At 45.8% G+C, this 17,786-nt stretch carries 12 protein-coding genes; 8 read left to right on the top strand and 4 right to left on the bottom strand.

Annotated features, from left to right (window positions below):
• Nucleotides 1–17: 17 nt before the first annotated feature.
• Complete coding sequence (locus D0C16_RS03730; RefSeq protein WP_151031066.1) at nt 18–983, bottom strand: GGDEF domain-containing protein; 966 nt, start codon at nt 981–983, stop codon at nt 18–20.
• Nucleotides 984–1,008: 25 nt separating this feature from the next.
• The gene (locus D0C16_RS03725) at nt 1,009–1,626 is read right to left on the bottom strand and encodes a histidine kinase (RefSeq protein ID WP_151031065.1); all 618 of its coding nucleotides are present in this window, start codon (nt 1,624–1,626) and stop codon (nt 1,009–1,011) included.
• Between the two features lie 255 nt (nt 1,627–1,881).
• On the opposite strand from D0C16_RS03725, the gene D0C16_RS03720 reads away from it, so the two are divergent.
• Genes D0C16_RS03720 through D0C16_RS03700 form a run of 5 tightly spaced genes read left to right on the top strand, consistent with a single transcriptional unit; the run spans nt 1,882 to nt 9,057 of the window.
• A complete protein-coding gene (locus D0C16_RS03720; RefSeq protein WP_151031064.1) occupies nt 1,882–3,963 on the top strand; it encodes a M3 family metallopeptidase in 2,082 nt (693 codons plus the stop codon).
• Nucleotides 3,964–3,992: 29 nt separating this feature from the next.
• Nucleotides 3,993–5,603 (top strand): peptide ABC transporter substrate-binding protein, encoded by a 1,611-nt coding sequence (locus D0C16_RS03715; RefSeq protein WP_151031063.1) that lies wholly within the window; start codon nt 3,993–3,995, stop codon nt 5,601–5,603.
• Between the two features lie 5 nt (nt 5,604–5,608).
• Nucleotides 5,609–6,544, top strand: coding sequence for an ABC transporter permease (locus D0C16_RS03710; protein WP_151031062.1), 936 nt, complete (start codon nt 5,609–5,611; stop codon nt 6,542–6,544).
• Nucleotides 6,545–6,547: 3 nt separating this feature from the next.
• Nucleotides 6,548–7,438: an ABC transporter permease gene (locus tag D0C16_RS03705; protein ID WP_151031061.1), complete on the top strand. Its 891-nt coding sequence runs from the start codon at nt 6,548–6,550 to the stop codon at nt 7,436–7,438.
• A gap of 2 nt (nt 7,439–7,440) precedes the next feature.
• Complete coding sequence (locus tag D0C16_RS03700) at nt 7,441–9,057, top strand: ABC transporter ATP-binding protein (protein WP_151031060.1); 1,617 nt, start codon at nt 7,441–7,443, stop codon at nt 9,055–9,057.
• A gap of 65 nt (nt 9,058–9,122) precedes the next feature.
• Here D0C16_RS03700 and glgA read toward each other — a convergent pair whose 3' ends face one another.
• On the bottom strand, nt 9,123–10,571 hold the full coding sequence (gene glgA / locus D0C16_RS03695; protein ID WP_151031059.1) for a glycogen synthase GlgA: 1,449 nt from the start codon (nt 10,569–10,571) through the stop codon (nt 9,123–9,125).
• Between the two features lie 25 nt (nt 10,572–10,596).
• The gene (gene glgB / locus D0C16_RS03690) at nt 10,597–12,804 is read right to left on the bottom strand and encodes a 1,4-alpha-glucan branching protein GlgB (protein WP_151031058.1); all 2,208 of its coding nucleotides are present in this window, start codon (nt 12,802–12,804) and stop codon (nt 10,597–10,599) included.
• Between the two features lie 381 nt (nt 12,805–13,185).
• Between glgB and glgC the strand changes: the two genes are divergently transcribed.
• The 3 genes from glgC (at nt 13,186) to malQ (ending at nt 17,770) form a co-directional block, all read left to right on the top strand.
• Nucleotides 13,186–14,451, top strand: coding sequence for a glucose-1-phosphate adenylyltransferase (glgC, locus tag D0C16_RS03685; RefSeq protein ID WP_151031057.1), 1,266 nt, complete (start codon nt 13,186–13,188; stop codon nt 14,449–14,451).
• On the top strand, nt 14,444–16,171 hold the full coding sequence (locus tag D0C16_RS03680; protein ID WP_151031056.1) for a glycoside hydrolase family 57 protein: 1,728 nt from the start codon (nt 14,444–14,446) through the stop codon (nt 16,169–16,171). Before glgC ends, D0C16_RS03680 begins: the two co-directional genes overlap by 8 nt.
• A gap of 84 nt (nt 16,172–16,255) precedes the next feature.
• Nucleotides 16,256–17,770: a 4-alpha-glucanotransferase gene (gene malQ, locus D0C16_RS03675; protein ID WP_151031055.1), complete on the top strand. Its 1,515-nt coding sequence runs from the start codon at nt 16,256–16,258 to the stop codon at nt 17,768–17,770.
• Nucleotides 17,771–17,786 lie beyond the last annotated feature (16 nt).

Genomic DNA, 17,786 nt, shown 5'->3' with positions numbered 1-17,786 from the left:
ACTCCCTGTTTTGCCCGCTAAAGTTCCATGGTGCAGCGGTTTCTTCCACCTTCTTTGGAACGATAGAGCGCGTGGTCTGCTTTTTCAATCCAATTGCGGTGATCATGTATTTGGTCATTCAGTTCAGCAACCCCAAGGCTTATCGTAAATTTCACTTCATGCCCATCAGCATACACAGTTAAGTGTTCGACAGTTTTGCGCAAGCGTTCCGCAAACACGCAGGCTCCATCACCGTTTGTATTGGTCAGGATAATTCCAAATTCTTCACCACCATAACGGCCGGCAATATCCAGATCGCGAACTTGTTCTTTAATTGCCCGGCTAACGCCGCGAATAGCTTCATCGCCTACGGTGTGTCCATATTTGTCGTTGATTTTCTTAAAGTGATCGATATCGAGCATAATCAAGCTGGATGGTTGCTCATAACGATCAAAGCGCTTGAATTCTTGAATCAAGCGTAACTCCCAATAGCCGCGATTAAACAAACCAGTCAAGTGATCAGTACGGCTTAGGTTTTGCAACTGCTTGTTCGCTTGCTGCTGGGCCAGTTTATTTACCGCAGTATCTGTTACGTCATAAATAATGAGACAGATGTGGTCAACCACTCCCTTGGTGTCGGCGAGGGGAATAATGGTACTGTTTTGATACATGTATTCCGCTGTGCCGGTAATAGGGCGGTAGTGCGGAAAGCGAAACAGGTAAGGGCGCTGCTCCCAGGTAGTAAAGGTGGCATTTTGCAATACGAAAACTGCCTGGGCTTTGTGGCGGAACCATTGTTCAGGAAGCTCCGGGAATACTTGAAACAAATTTCTCCCGAGTACATTTTCCGGTGCTTTGCCACTGTGGTTTTGCATAAAGCTATTCCACACCTCTATCTTGTAGTCCTGATTCATCACAACCAGTCCTACATCAATATTTTGCAAAACATCCATTTGCCAATGGACGTCTTTTAATATTTTATTGAGTTCTTCACTGAGTGCCATTATTTACATCAGCTGCCCAAAAAAGTTAATCAAGTAGATAATTGAGTTTTTCAATTAATCCATGAATTGAGTGTTCGGCTACCACTAACAATAGATCACAATTAATTTTGTGATTTTCTATCGCGTAATTAATTTCAACGACCAATGCTTGCTTCCACTTCATGTTGTTGTTTTGCAATAGATCGGTAATGTTGCAATGCTGCCCTAATAACATCGGCGGGCCAAAACTGAAGTGGGTGTCCAGTTGTTCTGCTAAACCACGCAGACATGCCCCATTGAGCACGTTGGCGGTGTCCATTAATAATTCATACTGCGCCTGCTCATCGGGGACCCGGTCGTATTTCAGCAATTTGGCCAAGTCTTCAAAGTCGGTGCCATGGAATATCAACATCGCTTCGCCAGCAATCCCGCCGCCAATAAAGCCTTGGCAAACGCCGTGGACTATATCGTCTTTGCCTTCCCGGTTGAGTGACTGAAGGGCCATGGCGATGTCGGTAGGATTTAGAACACTGACATGAGGGATGGAAAGTACAACAAAGACATTGAGCAGGCGGGCGAGGTGAGACCCCGCCTGTCCCATAGCGACATTGGTGATTTCTTGCAGGCAATCGCGCTGATCTTCAGTGAGCAAATAATCTCGCATAATTCAGATCTTGTTATGGACCTATCCAAGGGAGTTATTTGAAGCTTAGCAGCAATCTATGATTTTGTAGGGAAACCTATCGTGGAAAATACTGTGACTGACGGTTAACTCGATCCCAGGACGCTGAAGGCGCGCCTAAGCTCGCATAAGTCCTTATTGTTTAAGCATTTTTCCCCCTTTGTTTGCGCTGAGATCTGTACTACCATGCCCCCAGTCAGGATTTAATTTTGGTTAAAAACGTCAGTAGGGGGTGTTATGAAATGGGGCTGCATAAGTTACCCAAGCAGTGATTCGACCGGCCGACCTTTGTGGCGGCAAAGTCTTGCACTGTGCCTGGTCTTGAGCGGACTTGTGGGTGGATGTACTTCCGGTTCGTCCAATAGTTCGTCGACTCACGCCGTAGGCGCAGAAACCCAGTCGGTGACTTGGAGTACCCCCACCGACAAACTTGCCTATCAGTACCTTGAGAATTGTCGTAAGGATTATGTGAAAGCTCAGGGTTATATGGCAGAGTTTTCGCGCAGCGACAAAACATATACAACATCCAATTTATTGGCCGCCATCAACGAACTCGATGCCGTTTTGGATAAACAAATGAACCTCGCGGGCCTCTATGCGAATGTTCACCCGAATGCGGAAATGCGCTCGGCCGCAGAGCTATGCGAACAAAATATGGTGTCGTTAATTAGCGAAATCAGTCTTTCACGTCCCTTGTATAACCGCATATCAGCACTCAACATCGCAGGGTTAGACGCCGAGGATCGCCGTTTTGTTGAGCATATGTTGCGTGATTATCGCCGCTCTGGCGTTGATAAAGACGATATATCGCGCGCACGTATCAAGGCGTTAAATGAGGAAATTAATTTAATCGGCCAACAATTTGATAAAAACATTCGTGAAGGCGGCCGTCAATTGGTGCTCGATTCAGTCACAGAGTTGAAGGGCTTACCGCAAGACTATATTGATGCGCACAAACCCAATGAACAGGGAAAAGTTATTCTCACCACCGCGTATCCCGATTACTTCCCCTTTATGCAATTTGCAGAAAATGATGCGTTGCGTCAAAAGTTCTACGTAATTTTCAGGCAACAGGCTTATCCGGAAAACAAAACCGTTTTGGCGCAGCTTCTCGCCAAGCGCTACGAATTAGCTCAACTGTTGGGTTACAAAAACTTTTCGGAATACATCACTGAAGACAAAATGATTAAGACTCCTGCCAATGCCCAATCCTTTATTGATAAGGTATCCGCAATGGCGAATCCACGCGCAGCCGTGGAATATCAAGAGTTGCTAACTCGCCTGAAGAAAATTGACCCATCCGCTACATCAGTCGCTGATTGGCAAAAGCTGTATTTGGAACATTTGGTTAAAAAAGAAAAATACGAGGTTAATTCGCAAGAGGTTCGTCAGTACTTTACGTATGACAATGTCCAAAAAGGCATTTTCGACTTAACGGAAACTATGTTTGGAGTCACTATCCGTCCGTGGACAACATCAGTGTGGCATGACTCGGTGAGTGCTTATGAAGTATTGGACAAGGGTAAAGTTATTGGTCGGTTTTATTTGGATATGCATCCTCGCGATGGAAAATATCAGCATGCCGCGCAATTTTCTATCGTGAGCGGCCTGAGTGGAGTTCAGTTACCTGAGGCAGCACTGGTGTGCAATTTTCCCGCGGGTTTGATGGAACATTCTGATGTGGAAACATTCCTGCATGAATTTGGTCACCTAATGCATGATTTATTTGCAGGTGTAGATCAGCGTTGGGTATATTTTTCTGGCGTAAAAACGGAGTTGGACTTTGTTGAAGCTCCTTCACAAATGTTAGAGGAATGGGTGTGGGACGCGGAGACACTGGCGTCATTTGCTCGTAATGCAAAGGGTGAGGTAATTCCTCCCGGTCTGGTTAAAAAAATGGTCAAAGCGCGAGATTTTGGTAAGGCGATGTGGACCAAACATCAGCTCTTTTACGCGGCCTTATCTTTAGGGTTCTACAATCAGGATCCTTCCACCCTTGATCTGGATAAAAAAATGGCTGAAATACAGGGTAGCTATTCGCCGTTCGGTTATGTTGATGACACCTATTTTTATACAAGCTTTGGTCATTTGAATGGTTATTCTTCACTGTACTACACCTATATGTGGTCGTTGGTAATTGCTGCTGATATGCACAGCGAATTTGAAAAGTATGGGTTGCGCAACAGCAAGCTCGCGCAGCACTATCGCGATACCGTATTGGCTCCCGGGGGTAAAAAAGATGCGGCGGAATTGGTAGAAGATTTCCTGGGTAGACCTTATGGGTTTGATGCGTTTTCAAAAGATTTATCTGCACCATAAATTGACTTATTCCAATAGAGCTATTTTTTATGCATAAGATTCGGTGGATAACTTATTGTATTTTTGCGTTGGGTTTATTATCCGGCTGCGGTAAATCGCAAAAGCTCGTCGATATTGGCAACGAAAAGCAAATTTTATATGTGGCTAATGGGGATGAAATTTCAGATCTTGATCCGCAAACCACTACAGGTATGCCGGAGTGGCGTATCCAGCGTGCACTTTTCGAAGGCCTTGTCTCGCGTGACCCTCAAACGCTCGAAGTGGTACCTGGCGTCGCTGAGAGATGGGAAGTGTCCGACGATGGAAAAAAGTACAAATTCTATATTCGCGCGAATGCTAAATGGTCAAATGGAGATGATTTAACCGCGGACGATTTCGTACGATCCTGGAAGAGAAGCTTTCTTCCCGGATTGGGAAATCAATATGCCTCCTCGCTGTTTGTTATCAAAAATGCCGAAGCTTTTTATGAAGGGAAAATTGGTTTTGATGAAGTGGGGGTTAAAGCGGTGGAACCCAAAATATTGGATGTGGAATTAATTGCGCCGACTCCATATTTTTTGCAGTTACTTTCTCACCATAGTGCGTTCGTTTTGCACACACCCACAATTGAACGATTTGGCGCTTTGGATGAGCGGGGAACTAAATGGACTCGCCCAGAGAATTTTGTAGGAAATGGGCCGTTTGTTCCCTATGAATGGATTCCAACAAAACACATAGCACTTAAGCGTAACCCCTATTACTGGGATGCTGCCAATATAAAACTAAATGAAATACGTTTTTTTCCGATTCAAAAATCTACAGTAGAAGAACGTATGTTTCGCGCAGGGCAATTGCATATGACATATTATCTGCCGCGCGACAAACTCGAATACTATAAAACCAAGAATAGTGATGTGCTTCGCTCATTCCCCAACTTTGCAACGTACTTTTATCGGTTTAACACGACCATCAAGCCGCTCAACGATCTGCGTGTGCGCAAAGCCCTTGCTTACAGCATTAATCGTCAACAAATTGTTGAATATGTTACCAAGTTTGGGCAAAAGCCCGCCTATGCATTAACTCCTCCGGACCCAAACTCATATGTGCCAGAAGCGAAGATGCCCTATGATCCGGAACTAGCAAGAAACCTACTTGCAGAAGCTGGCTTTCCTGAAGGCAAGGGATTTCCAAAACTGACAATTGCATTTAATACAACCGATGAACATCGAAATATTGCGGTAGCGATCCAACAGATGTGGAAAAAAGAACTAGGAATAGACATTGGCTTGGAGAATATGGAGTGGAAAGTATTTCTGGATCGTGAACGCCAAATGGCATATGAAATCGATCGGGCATCATGGGTGGGTGACTATCTCGATCCCTTTACGTTTCTGGAAATGTTCACCACCGGTAATGGGAATAACAAAACCGGATTTTCAAATCAAGATTATGATGAGCTGATGCGCGCGTCTGCGCTTGAAACTAATGTGGAGCAACGGATGGCGTTATTTCAGCGCGCGGACAAAATTCTCGTTGAAGAAGTGCCCATTATGCCGCTCTACACTTACCACTGGAATCGTTTAGTGTCCACGTCTGTAAAAAATTGGCATGACAATACTATGGATTACTATTCATATAACCGCGTATATCTGGAGAAATAAATCGAATGTTAAAGTTTATTTTTCAGCGCGTATTACAAGCTATACCGGTGCTATTTATTGTTGCTCTGGTTACTTTTATTATGATTCGCTCAGCACCTGGTGGACCGTTTGATGAAGATAGAAATGTGCCGCCTGAAGTTATTAAGGCGTTAAATGACCGCTATCATCTTGGAGATCCATTATGGAAGCAGTTTTTTGATTATGTGAGCAATGTAATTCAGGGTGATCTGGGGCCATCGTTTAAATACCCAAGCCATACAGTAAATGACCTTATTGCCGCCGGACTTCCAGCAACGCTCGAGTTGTCTTTTTATGCGTTAATTTTTGCATTAATAACTGGACTAGCTGCTGGAGTTTTCGCTTCACTAAGATCAAATACCATGCAAGATTACCTCCCTATGTCTGCAGCAATGATTGGGATATGCATGCCTACATTTGTTTTAGGCCCAATTTTGTTGCTGGTGTTTGGTATTTGGTTAGGTTGGCTGCCCGTTGCAGGGTGGGGCCAGATTCCCGGTGACAAGGTACTACCTTCCATTACTCTTGGCTCTGTGTATGCTGCGTATATTGCCCGTATTAGCCGTGGTGGAATGCTAGACATTCTCTCTCAGGATTACATTCGCACAGCACACGCTAAAGGATTATCTACAACGCGTATTGTTTTCGTTCACGCATTGCGCGGCGGCATTATCCCGGTAATTTCATTTCTTGGTCCAGCGATCGCAGGTTTGTTGGCAGGGTCATTTGTTGTTGAATCTATTTTTCAAATTCCAGGATTGGGCCGATTTTATGTGACCGCGGCATTCAATCGCGATTACACAATGATACTGGGTTGTACCATTTTCTTTGCATTTTTAATCATTCTATGCAATTTGCTCGCCGACGTTTTACTAGTTTGGTTGAACCCAAAGCTGCGCCAAGAATTGGACTCAAGGGGATAAGTTATGGCTCAAGTTATTAATACTCCTGAGGTCGTAAATCTGGAGAAGGGGACGTCCCTAACACAAGATGCGCTAGCTCGGTTACGCAACAATAAAATGGCAATGTCAGGCTTATATTTTTTGATTGGTCTAATTATCATCGCCTTACTAACCCCATGGATCGCTCCTTATTCGTACGAAGAACAAAACCTTGAATTGGGTGCGTCTTCTCCATCTGCTCAGCATTGGTTGGGAACTGATATTCTTGGGCGTGATCAACTGACACGAATTATGTACGGCAGTCGTATTTCTTTAGCTGTCGGGTTTATAGCAACGGCGGTGGCGTTAACTATTGGCGTGTTGTGGGGAGCGATTGCGGGTTTTGTTGGTGGTAGAACTGACGCAGTGATGATGCGAATCGTAGATGCTCTCTACGCATTGCCTTTTACAATTTTTATTATTCTGCTCACCGTTGTATTTGGTAGTAGTTTGTTATTGCTCTTTCTCGCAATAGGTGCAGTTGAATGGCTCACCATGGCACGCATCGTTCGTGGTCAAGTTTTAGCGATAAAAAAACAGGAATACGTTGAAGCAGCTATTTCGATGGGTTTATCTCCTTGGAGAATAATTTTTCGTCACTTGATCCCAAATGTTCTTGGTCCAGTCATCGTTTACACCACATTAACAATCCCCAGTGTTATTTTACTTGAATCATTTTTGAGTTTTCTGGGGTTGGGAATACAGCCGCCGGCCAGTTCCTGGGGCTCACTGATTTCCAGTGGTGTGGAAGTGATGGAAGAGTTTCCCTGGCTGTTATTTTTCCCAGGGTTAGTCCTTACCTTTACATTGTTTTCCCTTAACTTTTTGGGTGATGGCTTGCGTGATGCGTTAGACCCACGAGCATCCAAGGATTAATTATGTCAAACGAAGCATTATTATCCGTAGAGAATCTGCGCGTAGTATTTAACACGCGCAATGGGCAAACCGTCGCCGTAGAAGACCTGAGTTTTTCCATCAATAAAGGTGAAGTACTCGGTATTGTTGGCGAGTCAGGCTCGGGGAAGTCGGTAGCCTGTTATAGCTTGTTAGGGCTGATTCCCATGCCTCCTGGCAAAATTGAATCCGGACGTGCGATGTTTCAAGGGAAAGATTTGTTGCGTTTGTCTGAAAATGATATGCGCCAGATTCGCGCAAATAAAATCGCGATGATTTTTCAAGACCCTATGACTTGCCTAAATCCATATTTGCGGATTGTTGATCAACTCACAGAGGTGTTGTTGGTACACAAAAGAATGAATAATAAAGACGCGCGCTTAAAAGCGATTGCAGCGTTGGAAGAAGTTGGAATTCATAACGCGGCCGAGCGTATAGATCAATACCCTCACCAATTTTCCGGTGGTATGCGCCAGCGAGTGATGATTGCTATGGCGCTGCTCGCCGAGCCGGAATTGCTCATTGCCGACGAGCCAACCACCGCGTTGGATGTTACTGTACAGGCCCAAATTTTGAGCCTTATTAAGGAGCTACAACAAAGCCGCCAATTGACTGTTATTTTTATTACCCATGACTTGGGCGTTGCTGCACAGATGGCAAATCATGTTTTAGTAATGGAAAAAGGCCGGTTAGTTGAACAGGGGGAGACGCAAAGTATATTCAAAAATCCCGTGCAGCCCTACACCCAAAAATTGTTGAGTGCCGTCTTAACTACCGCAAAACCTGCGACCAATCATGCTATTGACTATTCACAGCCACCGCTGTTGGAAGTGAAAAACTTGGAGGTCGGATTTAAACAATATTCGGGAGTGTGGTTCCAAAAAATTAAAAATATCGTCAAGGGTGTGGACGAGGTTTCTATCAATTTATATAAAGGCGAAATTTTAGGTTTGGTCGGCGAGTCTGGCTCCGGGAAATCAACCTTGGGGCGTAGTATAGTCCGTTTGGTTGATGCTCAAGGTGGCGAAGTTCTGTTCAATGGAAAAGATCTGACACATATCGCGAATGATGATTTAAAAATTGCCCGTCGCGATTTTCAAATGATATTCCAAGATCCTTATGCTTCGCTGAACCCAAGAATGACAGTGTTTGATACGCTCGCTGAACCGCTGCTCGTGCATGGATTAGCAAATAAAAATACGGTGCTGGAACAAGTAAACCAATTAATGGATGACGTTGGTTTGGACAGGCGTTTTTTACGTAAGTACCCACACGAATTTTCCGGCGGCCAACGGCAACGTATTGCCATCGCAAGAGCTATTGCACTAAAACCCAAATTAATTATCGCTGATGAACCCGTATCTGCATTGGATGTAACAATACGGGCGCAAATTTTGGCGTTACTGCTTCATTTAACGGAAAAGCACCAATTAACCATGTTGTTTATTTCACACGATATGTCAGTGGTTCGTTACTTATGCGATCGTGTGGTGGTAATGCAAAAAGGAAAATTAGTGGAGGAGGGGATTACAGAAGAACTATTCGGCGCCCCTAAGCACGCCTATACGCAACAGCTATTGGCAGCTATTCCTACGCTATAGGATTTTTTAAAAAAAATGAGCCATCCGGCTCATTTTTTATGCTCTGAATCGAACATGATCTGGAATCACTTTGTTTGTAGTTCTGTGTAGATATCGCAATAAGCTTTCGCGCTGGTTTGCCACGAAAAATCCTGACTCATGGCGTTGAGCTGTAATTTCTTCCAGACATCTGGCTGGTGATAGGCGAGGGTAGCACGTTCTAATGCGGCGAATAACTCATCACCTTCCGGTTGTTGGAACACAAAGCCGTTCGCGCCATTGGCAATTTCATCAAGAGAATGTTCAACTACCGTATCGCGCAAACCACCCACTGCATGTACAACGGGAAGAGTTCCGTAGCGCAGGCTGTACATCTGATTCAAACCGCAAGGCTCAAATATGGAAGGCATCAGAAAAATGTCGCTTCCCGCTTCAATTTGATGAGCCAGGGATTCATCGTATCCCAAATGAATTGCTACCTTGTGGGGATTCTGCTCAGCTATGTTCCGCAAAGTCTGTTCATAGTGAGGAAACCCGCTACCCAAAATCACTAATTGGTAATTGGAGGTTAACAGGCGGCTCATCTGGGAGAGAATCAAGTCCACTCCTTTTTGATCTACCAAACGGCCGATAAACCCTAACAATGGAATTTCGCTATTTACAGCCAAGCCCATTTTCTCTTGGAGCGCTTGTTTGTTTTTGCGTTTGTTGCCAAGTGTTCGGCGATTATAAGTTGCGACAAGATGCGCATCAGTACCTGGGTTCCATTCGTCATTATCGATACCGTTTAGTATTCCTGCCAGCGAGTCACTGCGATAGCGGAGTAATCCGTCCAGGCCATAACCAAATTCCGGCTTTTGAATTTCCCGCGCATAACTCGGGCTGACAGTGGTTACGTAATCCGCAAACGCAATGCCGCCTTTAATAAACGACATTTGCCCGTAAAATTCCAAACGCTCGTGATGCCAAAACGCCTGCGGTAGATTTAATTCCGCAAACGCTTGATGTGAAAACAGCCCGCGATAGGCGAGATTGTGAATCGTAAAAACCGTTGCGGGATGATCGGGGTGTAACGATAGCAGTGCGGGAATTAACCCCGTTTGCCAGTCATTGCAGTGGACGATATCCGGTTGCCAATCCAGGTTGGCTTGATTAAGAGCAATTAGTTCAGCCGCTTTGGAAAAAATATAAAAGCGTTTGTGATTATCGTACCAATCGTTGCCGTCGGGTCCGCAATATGGGTTACCCGCGCGTTCGGAAAACTCGGCAATATCCACTAACCATACAGCGACTTTTGTACCGGGCAATCGGGTTTGTTTGATGATTACGGCGTTGCCATCAATTTCCAGTTGTGCGATTTGTTTCAATCCTACACTGGCCGCTTTTTCCAAAACACCGGGATAAGCAGGCAGCAGGATTTTTATATCGCAGCCGAGCTTTAATAATGCGCGCGGCAAACTGCCGCTTACATCGGCGAGTCCGCCGGTTTTTATTAACGGATAAACTTCACTGGTTGCAAATAAAATCTTCTGCATAAGTGATCCTTCTTGAGCTAATTAATCAGGACAGTTTTAAAATTAATGCACCGAGTGGTGGCAAATTTATTTCCAGTGATTGCTGATGGTTCATCCAGGGCACTGGTTGGCTGTAGAGTGGGTTGTCATTCCCCATGTTGCTACCGCCATAGAACGAAGAATCTGAATTGAGCATTTCGCGATAGCTGCCTGCAACCGGAACACCAATTCGATAAGCCGTGCGCGGTACAGGCGTAAAATTCAATATGACTATGGAAAAATCTTGGTCACTTTTACGGATGTAGCTAACAATCGATTGGGTACTGTCATGACAGTCAACCCATTCAAAACCATCACCGCGGAAACTACGTTGGTAAAGTGAAGGCATGCTGGTGTAACAATGGTTTAAATCTTTTATCAAGGTTTGTATGCCTTGATGGCGATCGTAATCCAGCAGATGCCAATCCAGCGAACGGCCATGCGCCCACTCACTCCATTGCGCGAATTCACTGCCCATAAATAAAAGCTTGCTGCCTGGGTAGGTATAGAGATAGGTGTAGAGTAAACGCAGGTTGGCGAATTTTTGCCAATCATCACCCGGCATTTTATTGATCATGCTGCCTTTGCCATGAACAACTTCATCGTGTGAATAGGGCAGTTGGAAGTTTTCGCTGAAGGCGTACATCATGCCGAAGGTTAGCTGATTGTGGTGGTACTGACGGTGCACAGGATCCTTGCTGATGTAATCCAGTGTGTCGTGCATCCAGCCCATATTCCACTTCATGGAGAAGCCCAATCCGCCGACCCAGGTCGGGCGGGTTACTTGTGGCCATGCTGTTGACTCTTCGGCTATTACTAATGTTCCAGGATGCTGCCCGTGACAAACTTCGTTGAGTTGCTGTAGGAAGGCCATAGCTTCAAGGTTTTCATTGCCCCCGTGAATATTGGGAATCCACTCACCATGTTCGCGGGAATAATCCAAATGCAGCATGGAGGCCACTGCATCTACACGCAAACCATCAATATGATATTCCTTCAGCCAAAAGAGCGCGTTGGCTAACAAGAAGTTACGGACTTCGTTGCGACCATAGTTGTATATCAGTGTTCCCCAATCGCGGTGCTCTCCCAAACGCGGATCTTCGTGCTCATAAAGTGCAGAGCCATCAAAGCGGGCGAGGGCATGGGCGTCTTTGGGGAAATGGGCCGGCACCCAATCGAGAATAATGCCGATACCCTCTTGATGCAGGTAATCCACAAAATAGCGGAAGTCATCTGGCGTACCGAATCGGCTGGTCGGTGCGTAGTAGCCAGTCGTTTGATAGCCCCATGAATCATCCAGGGGGTGCTCACTAATTGGCAGGATTTCAACATGCGTGAATCCTAACGGCTTCACATAATCCACGAGTTGGTGAGCCAGCTCGCGATAATTCATAAACTCACCGGCCCAACCGCGACGCCAGGACCCGAGGTGGACCTCATATATCGACATAGGCGCATGTTGCCAATCCCAATGCGCGCGACGGTTAAGCCATTCGTCATCGTGCCATGAATATTCTGATTGGGCTTTAATGATTGAGCTGGTTTGCGGACGCAATTCAAATGCTTGCCCGTAGGGATCTGATTTCAGGAATACAGCACCAGTTGCGCGATTGCGGACCTCAAATTTATATAACGCACCAGGTTTGACTCCAGGGATAAATACTTCCCATAAGCCACTTCCACCCCTCACTCGCATAGGGTGCTGACGACCGTCCCAATCATTAAAGTCGCCTACGACACTTATGCGTTCGGCATTAGGTGCCCAGGTTGCAAACAATACCCCTTCTACACCGTCAACCGTACGTAGGTGCGCTCCCAAATGCTGATAGATGTTCCAATGTTGCCCTTCAGCAAAAAGGTGCATATCAATGTCGCCCAATAATGGTGCAAAACAGTAAGGATCAAATTCGGTATGCATCACGTTGTGACGGTCAAACCACTGGACTTGATAATGCTTCGGAAGCTTGGCCGCCAATCCGTACCATTCAAAAAAATCTGTGCCTTCTATACGGTTTAGTCCGTGGAGTTGTTGATCTATCAGCAGCGACGCGCTGCGGGCGCCCGGTAAATAAAGTCTGACAAGTGTGTCTGCGGAGGAGGACGCGGCGCTTAAAAGTGGGTGGCGACCTAGGACTTCAAAGGGATCATGATGGGTAGCGGTAACTATGCGTAACATCTCGTGAGATAAAGGTTTGTCCTGCTTTTGATTCAACATGCACTTGATTCCTAATGTAAAAAAGATGGCGCGTTATATTACTTAAAACATTATTTGCACAGTTTTGGGCTACATAAAAACGTCACATGCGTGGGATCTACTAGCTTAGCCATTATTGACGACTTTTGTTGCACCATTTTTTTGCAAAAATTTGATCTCAGTGAAAGACATTTGCAGGTTCGGTGCCAAACTTGTGGCTACACTTAGCTTTGCATTCAAAGCGGGCAACAAAACCGCAAAAAAATGCACCAACAATTTTTGGGGTCGGGTAGAGTTTGCAGCAAATCAATTTATTGGCACTGATATTGCTCTCACTCTTGTCAACGAGGTCACAAAAATTTCATCGTTGTTACACACAATAGCCATAAGGAATACGTTGTAATGAGTACACCTACATCAGGTCGTTTTGTTAGTCGTCTTACGCGAGAAACACTGGCGGTAATTTTGGCTGGTGGTCGAGGTTCCCGGTTACATCAACTTACCGATTGGCGTGCAAAACCTGCGGTACATTTTGGCGGTAAATTTCGCATCATCGATTTTCCTCTTTCAAATTGTGTTAACTCCGGCATTCGCCGCATTAGCGTGCTTACCCAATATAAATCTCACTCACTTGATCGCCATGTACAACGAGGCTGGGGCTTTCTTGGTGGTGAGCTTGGTGAATTTGTTGAGCTACTGCCGGCGCAGCAGCGCCTGAGCGAATCCTGGTACGTGGGTACTGCGGATGCCGTATTACAAAACATCGACATCATTCGTCGTCACAACCCGGAATATGTATTAATCCTTGCGGGTGACCACGTTTATAAAATGGACTACGGTACCATGATCGCAGCGCACGTTGAGCGCGGTGCAGATATCACCGTAGGTTGTATCGAAGTTCCCTTGGACATCGCACACGCTTTTGGCGTTATGGACATGGACAAGGATTATCGCATCGTTAAGTTTACTGAGAAGCCGCCAAAACCAGAGCCCATGCCAGGCAAACCCGATAAAGCACTCGCATCGATGGGAATCTATGTATTCAGTACAAAAGTATTATTCCGCGAGCTATTAAAAGATCGTGACAATCCAAATTCGTCGCACGATTTTGGTAAAGATATCATTCCGTCCATGATTAAAACCCATCGCGTAAGCGCGTTTCCTTTCCGCGACCCCGTCTCGGGCGGTGATGCCTATTGGCGCGATGTAGGAACTGTGGATTCATTGTGGGAAGCAAACCTTGAATTAACCGGCATCACACCTGAATTGGATTTGTACGACGCCGCTTGGCCTATCTGGACCTATCAGGAACAAGTTGCGCCAGCAAAGTTTGTGTTCAATGACGATGGACGTCGTGGTTACGCTGTAGATTCGTTGATTGCGGGCGGATGTATCATCTCTGGCTCTGCGGTAAAGCATTCCTTGCTGTTCCCGCGTGTTCGCGTTCACTCTTATTGTGAAATCGAAGACTCCGTTTTATTCCCCAGTGTTGAAGTAGGGCGTCGCTGCAAAATACGCAAAGCGCTCATTGATCGCCGCTGCAAAATTCCCGAGGGCACCGTCATTGGTTATGACTTGGAAGCCGATAAAAAACGTTTCCACGTCTCACCTAAAGGCGTTGTGCTGGTCACTCCCGACATGTTAGGACAGGATGATATCAATGGCTAACAATGGCAAAACGAAGGTCGTATTTCTTTGGCATATGCACCAGCCAGACTATCGCGACATTATGACGGGTGAATACTATTTTCCCTGGACTTATCTTCACGCCATTAAAGACTATGTCGACATGGCTGCGCATATAGAAGCGCAGCCGGCGGCAAAGGCGGTCGTTAATTTTGCTCCAATTCTGTTGGAACAACTTGATGATTATGCGCAGCAAATTGCTGCGCATCTCGCCAATGGTGAAAAAATTAAAGATGCTGTTTTGGCATCACTGGTTGAGCCGAGTTTACCATTGCCTGGAACAATGGCATTCGTTGACTTGGCGCAAAAGTATCTACGTGCTAATCGCGATCGGATGATTGATCGGTTTCCCGTTTATCGCGAACTTGCTTCGTTGGTGAGTAATTTTAAAGAGCAGCCGTTTTTAAGCCGCTATCTGAATGAACAATTCTTAATTGATCTGGGCGTGTGGTATCACCTGAGCTGGTTGGCAGAGATTCCGCGCCGCAGCGATGCCCGGATTCAACGCTTGCAAGATAAAGAGCGCGATTATACGGCCGCAGATAGACGCGAGCTGCTTACGATTATCGGCGAATTGGTAGGATCAGTTGGTCCACGCTACAAAGCCTTGGCTGATAAAGGGCAAATAGAATTATGTATGAGCCCCTATGCGCACCCAATCATTCCTTTGTTAATTGATTTGAATTCCGCGAAAGAGGCAATGCCTGGTGTTTCCTTGCCCAATTCAAGCTGTTATCCCGATGGTCGTAATCGTGCCAAATGGCATTTAAATGAAGGTATAAAAACTTTCGAAAGCTATTTTGGAAAACGCCCTCGCGGATGTTGGGCGTCGGAAGGCTCCTTAAGCGACGACACTTTAAAGTTATTGCATGAAGCCAAGTTCGATTGGGCCGCCACCGGCGATTCAGTGCTGCACAATAGTTTACGTGCGCAGGAAAATCAGGCGGTCTCTGTTGAATTGCAGCAAACCGGGCAGTCACTGCATCGCCCGTATGAATTTGCCAACGTAAAAATTAATACTTTTTTTCGCGATGATGGCTTATCAGACCTAATCGGCTTTAAGTATGCCACCTGGCACTCGGATGACGCCGTTGGCGACTTATTGAATCACATGGTGAATATTGCTAATGCCGCCAACGATACAAAAAACACGGTAATCTCCGTGATTATGGACGGTGAAAATGCTTGGGAATATTTTCCGGAAAATGCGTTTCACTTTTTGCACAATCTTTATGAACGTTTGATTGCTCATCCACAGCTTGAGCTTTCCACTTATAGCGAAATTTTAGATTCGCAAAAGCCAGAACCATTACGTATCCCTCATTTGGTTGCAGGGAGCTGGGTCTACGGCACCTTCTCAACCTGGATCGGTGACAAAGACAAAAATCGCGGTTGGGATATGTTGTGCGATGCTAAGCAGCAGGTTGATCAGGCGTTGCAGAAACGTAGCTTTTCGGCGGAGCAGCTCGCGCAAATTGAAAAACAATTGGCGTTATGTGAAGGGTCTGATTGGTTTTGGTGGTTTGGCGACTACAATCCTGCGCAAAGCGTTAGCGACTTTGAATATTTGTATCGCCGCCACTTAATGAATCTCTACTCCTTAATCGAAACACCAGCTCCAGGCTATTTGAATCAGGTAATCAGTGTCGGTGGTGGCGATCCGGCAACGGGAGGTGTCATGCGTCAGGGGCACGCCAACTAATAAAGCCTCCGATTCAATTACAGTGACGGTTTAAACTTTTTGTAGCGTTTTTTTAATAGCTATAGGTGTAAAAGGGAAGGGCGAATGGCAGACAAATCACCACTTTTTAAGCGTCGCACAGCAGGTGTTTTGCTGCACCCAACATCCTTGCCTTGCTCTGAGTCTTGCTGGGGCGGAGATGTTAAAAATAGATTCGGCACTCTTGGAAAAGACGCCTATTATTTTATAGACCTGATCCACAATGCTGGCCTGAATGTTTGGCAAATGTTGCCGACTGGGCCAACGCAAGCAGATATGTCACCCTATCAATCTATTTCAGCACACGCAGGGAATGCGGAGCTTATTAGCTTGGACTGGTTGGTCGAAAAGGGGTGGGTTAGGGCAGACGACGTGCTGCTCGATGGTGAAAGAAATATTGTTCTCGCACGACAAAAGTGCGCTTTATCCTTCTTCGAATTTTTGAGCTCTGAAGGTGGCGCTCAGACCCGGCAAGAGTTTCAGACTTTTTGTTCACAACAAAAATATTGGTTAGATGATTATTCTTTGTTTTGCGCCTTGCGAAAACACTACAAAGGCGCATCATGGGTTGATTGGCCAGCGGAATTGCGTAGCCGCAACCCTAAGGCTATTGCAAAGGTTAGCCGCGAATTAAAGTCCGACATTGATGTCGTTATTTTTGAACAATTTGCATTTTTCAGTCAGTGGGCTGCACTGAAAAATTATGCAAATCAAAAGGGCATCTATTTGTTTGGCGATATGCCTATTTTTGTAGGCCATGACAGTGCAGATGTATGGGCGGAGCAACATTACTTCCAATTGGATGAGAAAGGGAATCCACTAACAGTTGCGGGTGTGCCGCCGGATTATTTTTCCGAAACTGGCCAACATTGGGGAAACCCTCACTATGCGTGGCACGTGATGGAAGCTGATGGTTTCCAGTGGTGGTTGGCAAGGTTGCGCACTCAGCTGCAAATGTTTGACCTAATTCGCATCGATCACTTCCGCGGCTTTGAAGCATATTGGGAAATTCCCGGTGACAGTCATGACGCTCGATTGGGAAAGTGGGTAAAAGCTCCGGGAGAGGCATTCTTAAAGGCGTGTTTTGCGGCCTATCCCGGTCTGCCTTTGGTGGCAGAGAATCTTGGGGTCATTACTGAAGAAGTTGAAGCACTGCGCAACTTATTTGATTTACCTGGAATGTTGGTATTGCAGTTTGGGTTTGACGGAAACACTAGTAATCCTCACTTGCCCCATAACCATACGCGCAGCGACGTCATTTACACCGGGACGCATGATAATGATACAACGTTGGGATGGTGGGACACCCTAGGGGAAGCAAACCGCCAGCAAGTAAATGCCTATTGTTTTAATTCTGAAGACCCAATGCCCTGGTTACTAATTCAGGCGGCGTTGGCATCTGTAGGGCGCATGGCAATTATTCCCATGCAAGATTTTTTGGAGCTGGATGGAGGGCACAGGATGAATATGCCCGGTACAACGGATAAAAATTGGGTGTGGACATTTTCGTGGGATCAGGTTGAACCCACACTTGCTGATCGTATTCGGCAGTTATTGGCAAGCTATCATCGTCTTGGCTAGCGTCAGTCGAGGTAGC

Origin of the sequence: Cellvibrio sp. KY-GH-1 (genome assembly GCF_008806975.1) — a bacterium.
Classification (GTDB): Bacteria; Pseudomonadota; Gammaproteobacteria; order Pseudomonadales; family Cellvibrionaceae; genus Cellvibrio.
Note: the sequence above shows the minus strand (reverse complement) of the source record. Positions and strands in the feature narration are given on the sequence as shown.

Bases quoted from the DNA above. Each gene is read 5' to 3' on its own strand.
- D0C16_RS03730 (WP_151031066.1), bottom strand. From the start codon at position 983: ATGGCACTCAGTGAAGAACTCAATAAAATATTAAAAGACGTCCATTGG.
- D0C16_RS03725 (WP_151031065.1), bottom strand. From the start codon at position 1,626: ATGCGAGATTATTTGCTCACTGAAGATCAGCGCGATTGCCTGCAAGAA.
- D0C16_RS03720 (WP_151031064.1), top strand. From the start codon at position 1,882: ATGAAATGGGGCTGCATAAGTTACCCAAGCAGTGATTCGACCGGCCGA.
- D0C16_RS03715 (WP_151031063.1), top strand. From the start codon at position 3,993: ATGCATAAGATTCGGTGGATAACTTATTGTATTTTTGCGTTGGGTTTA.
- D0C16_RS03710 (WP_151031062.1), top strand. From the start codon at position 5,609: ATGTTAAAGTTTATTTTTCAGCGCGTATTACAAGCTATACCGGTGCTA.
- D0C16_RS03705 (WP_151031061.1), top strand. From the start codon at position 6,548: ATGGCTCAAGTTATTAATACTCCTGAGGTCGTAAATCTGGAGAAGGGG.
- D0C16_RS03700 (WP_151031060.1), top strand. From the start codon at position 7,441: ATGTCAAACGAAGCATTATTATCCGTAGAGAATCTGCGCGTAGTATTT.
- glgA (WP_151031059.1), bottom strand. From the start codon at position 10,571: ATGCAGAAGATTTTATTTGCAACCAGTGAAGTTTATCCGTTAATAAAA.
- glgB (WP_151031058.1), bottom strand. From the start codon at position 12,804: ATGTTGAATCAAAAGCAGGACAAACCTTTATCTCACGAGATGTTACGC.
- glgC (WP_151031057.1), top strand. From the start codon at position 13,186: ATGAGTACACCTACATCAGGTCGTTTTGTTAGTCGTCTTACGCGAGAA.
- D0C16_RS03680 (WP_151031056.1), top strand. From the start codon at position 14,444: ATGGCTAACAATGGCAAAACGAAGGTCGTATTTCTTTGGCATATGCAC.
- malQ (WP_151031055.1), top strand. From the start codon at position 16,256: ATGGCAGACAAATCACCACTTTTTAAGCGTCGCACAGCAGGTGTTTTG.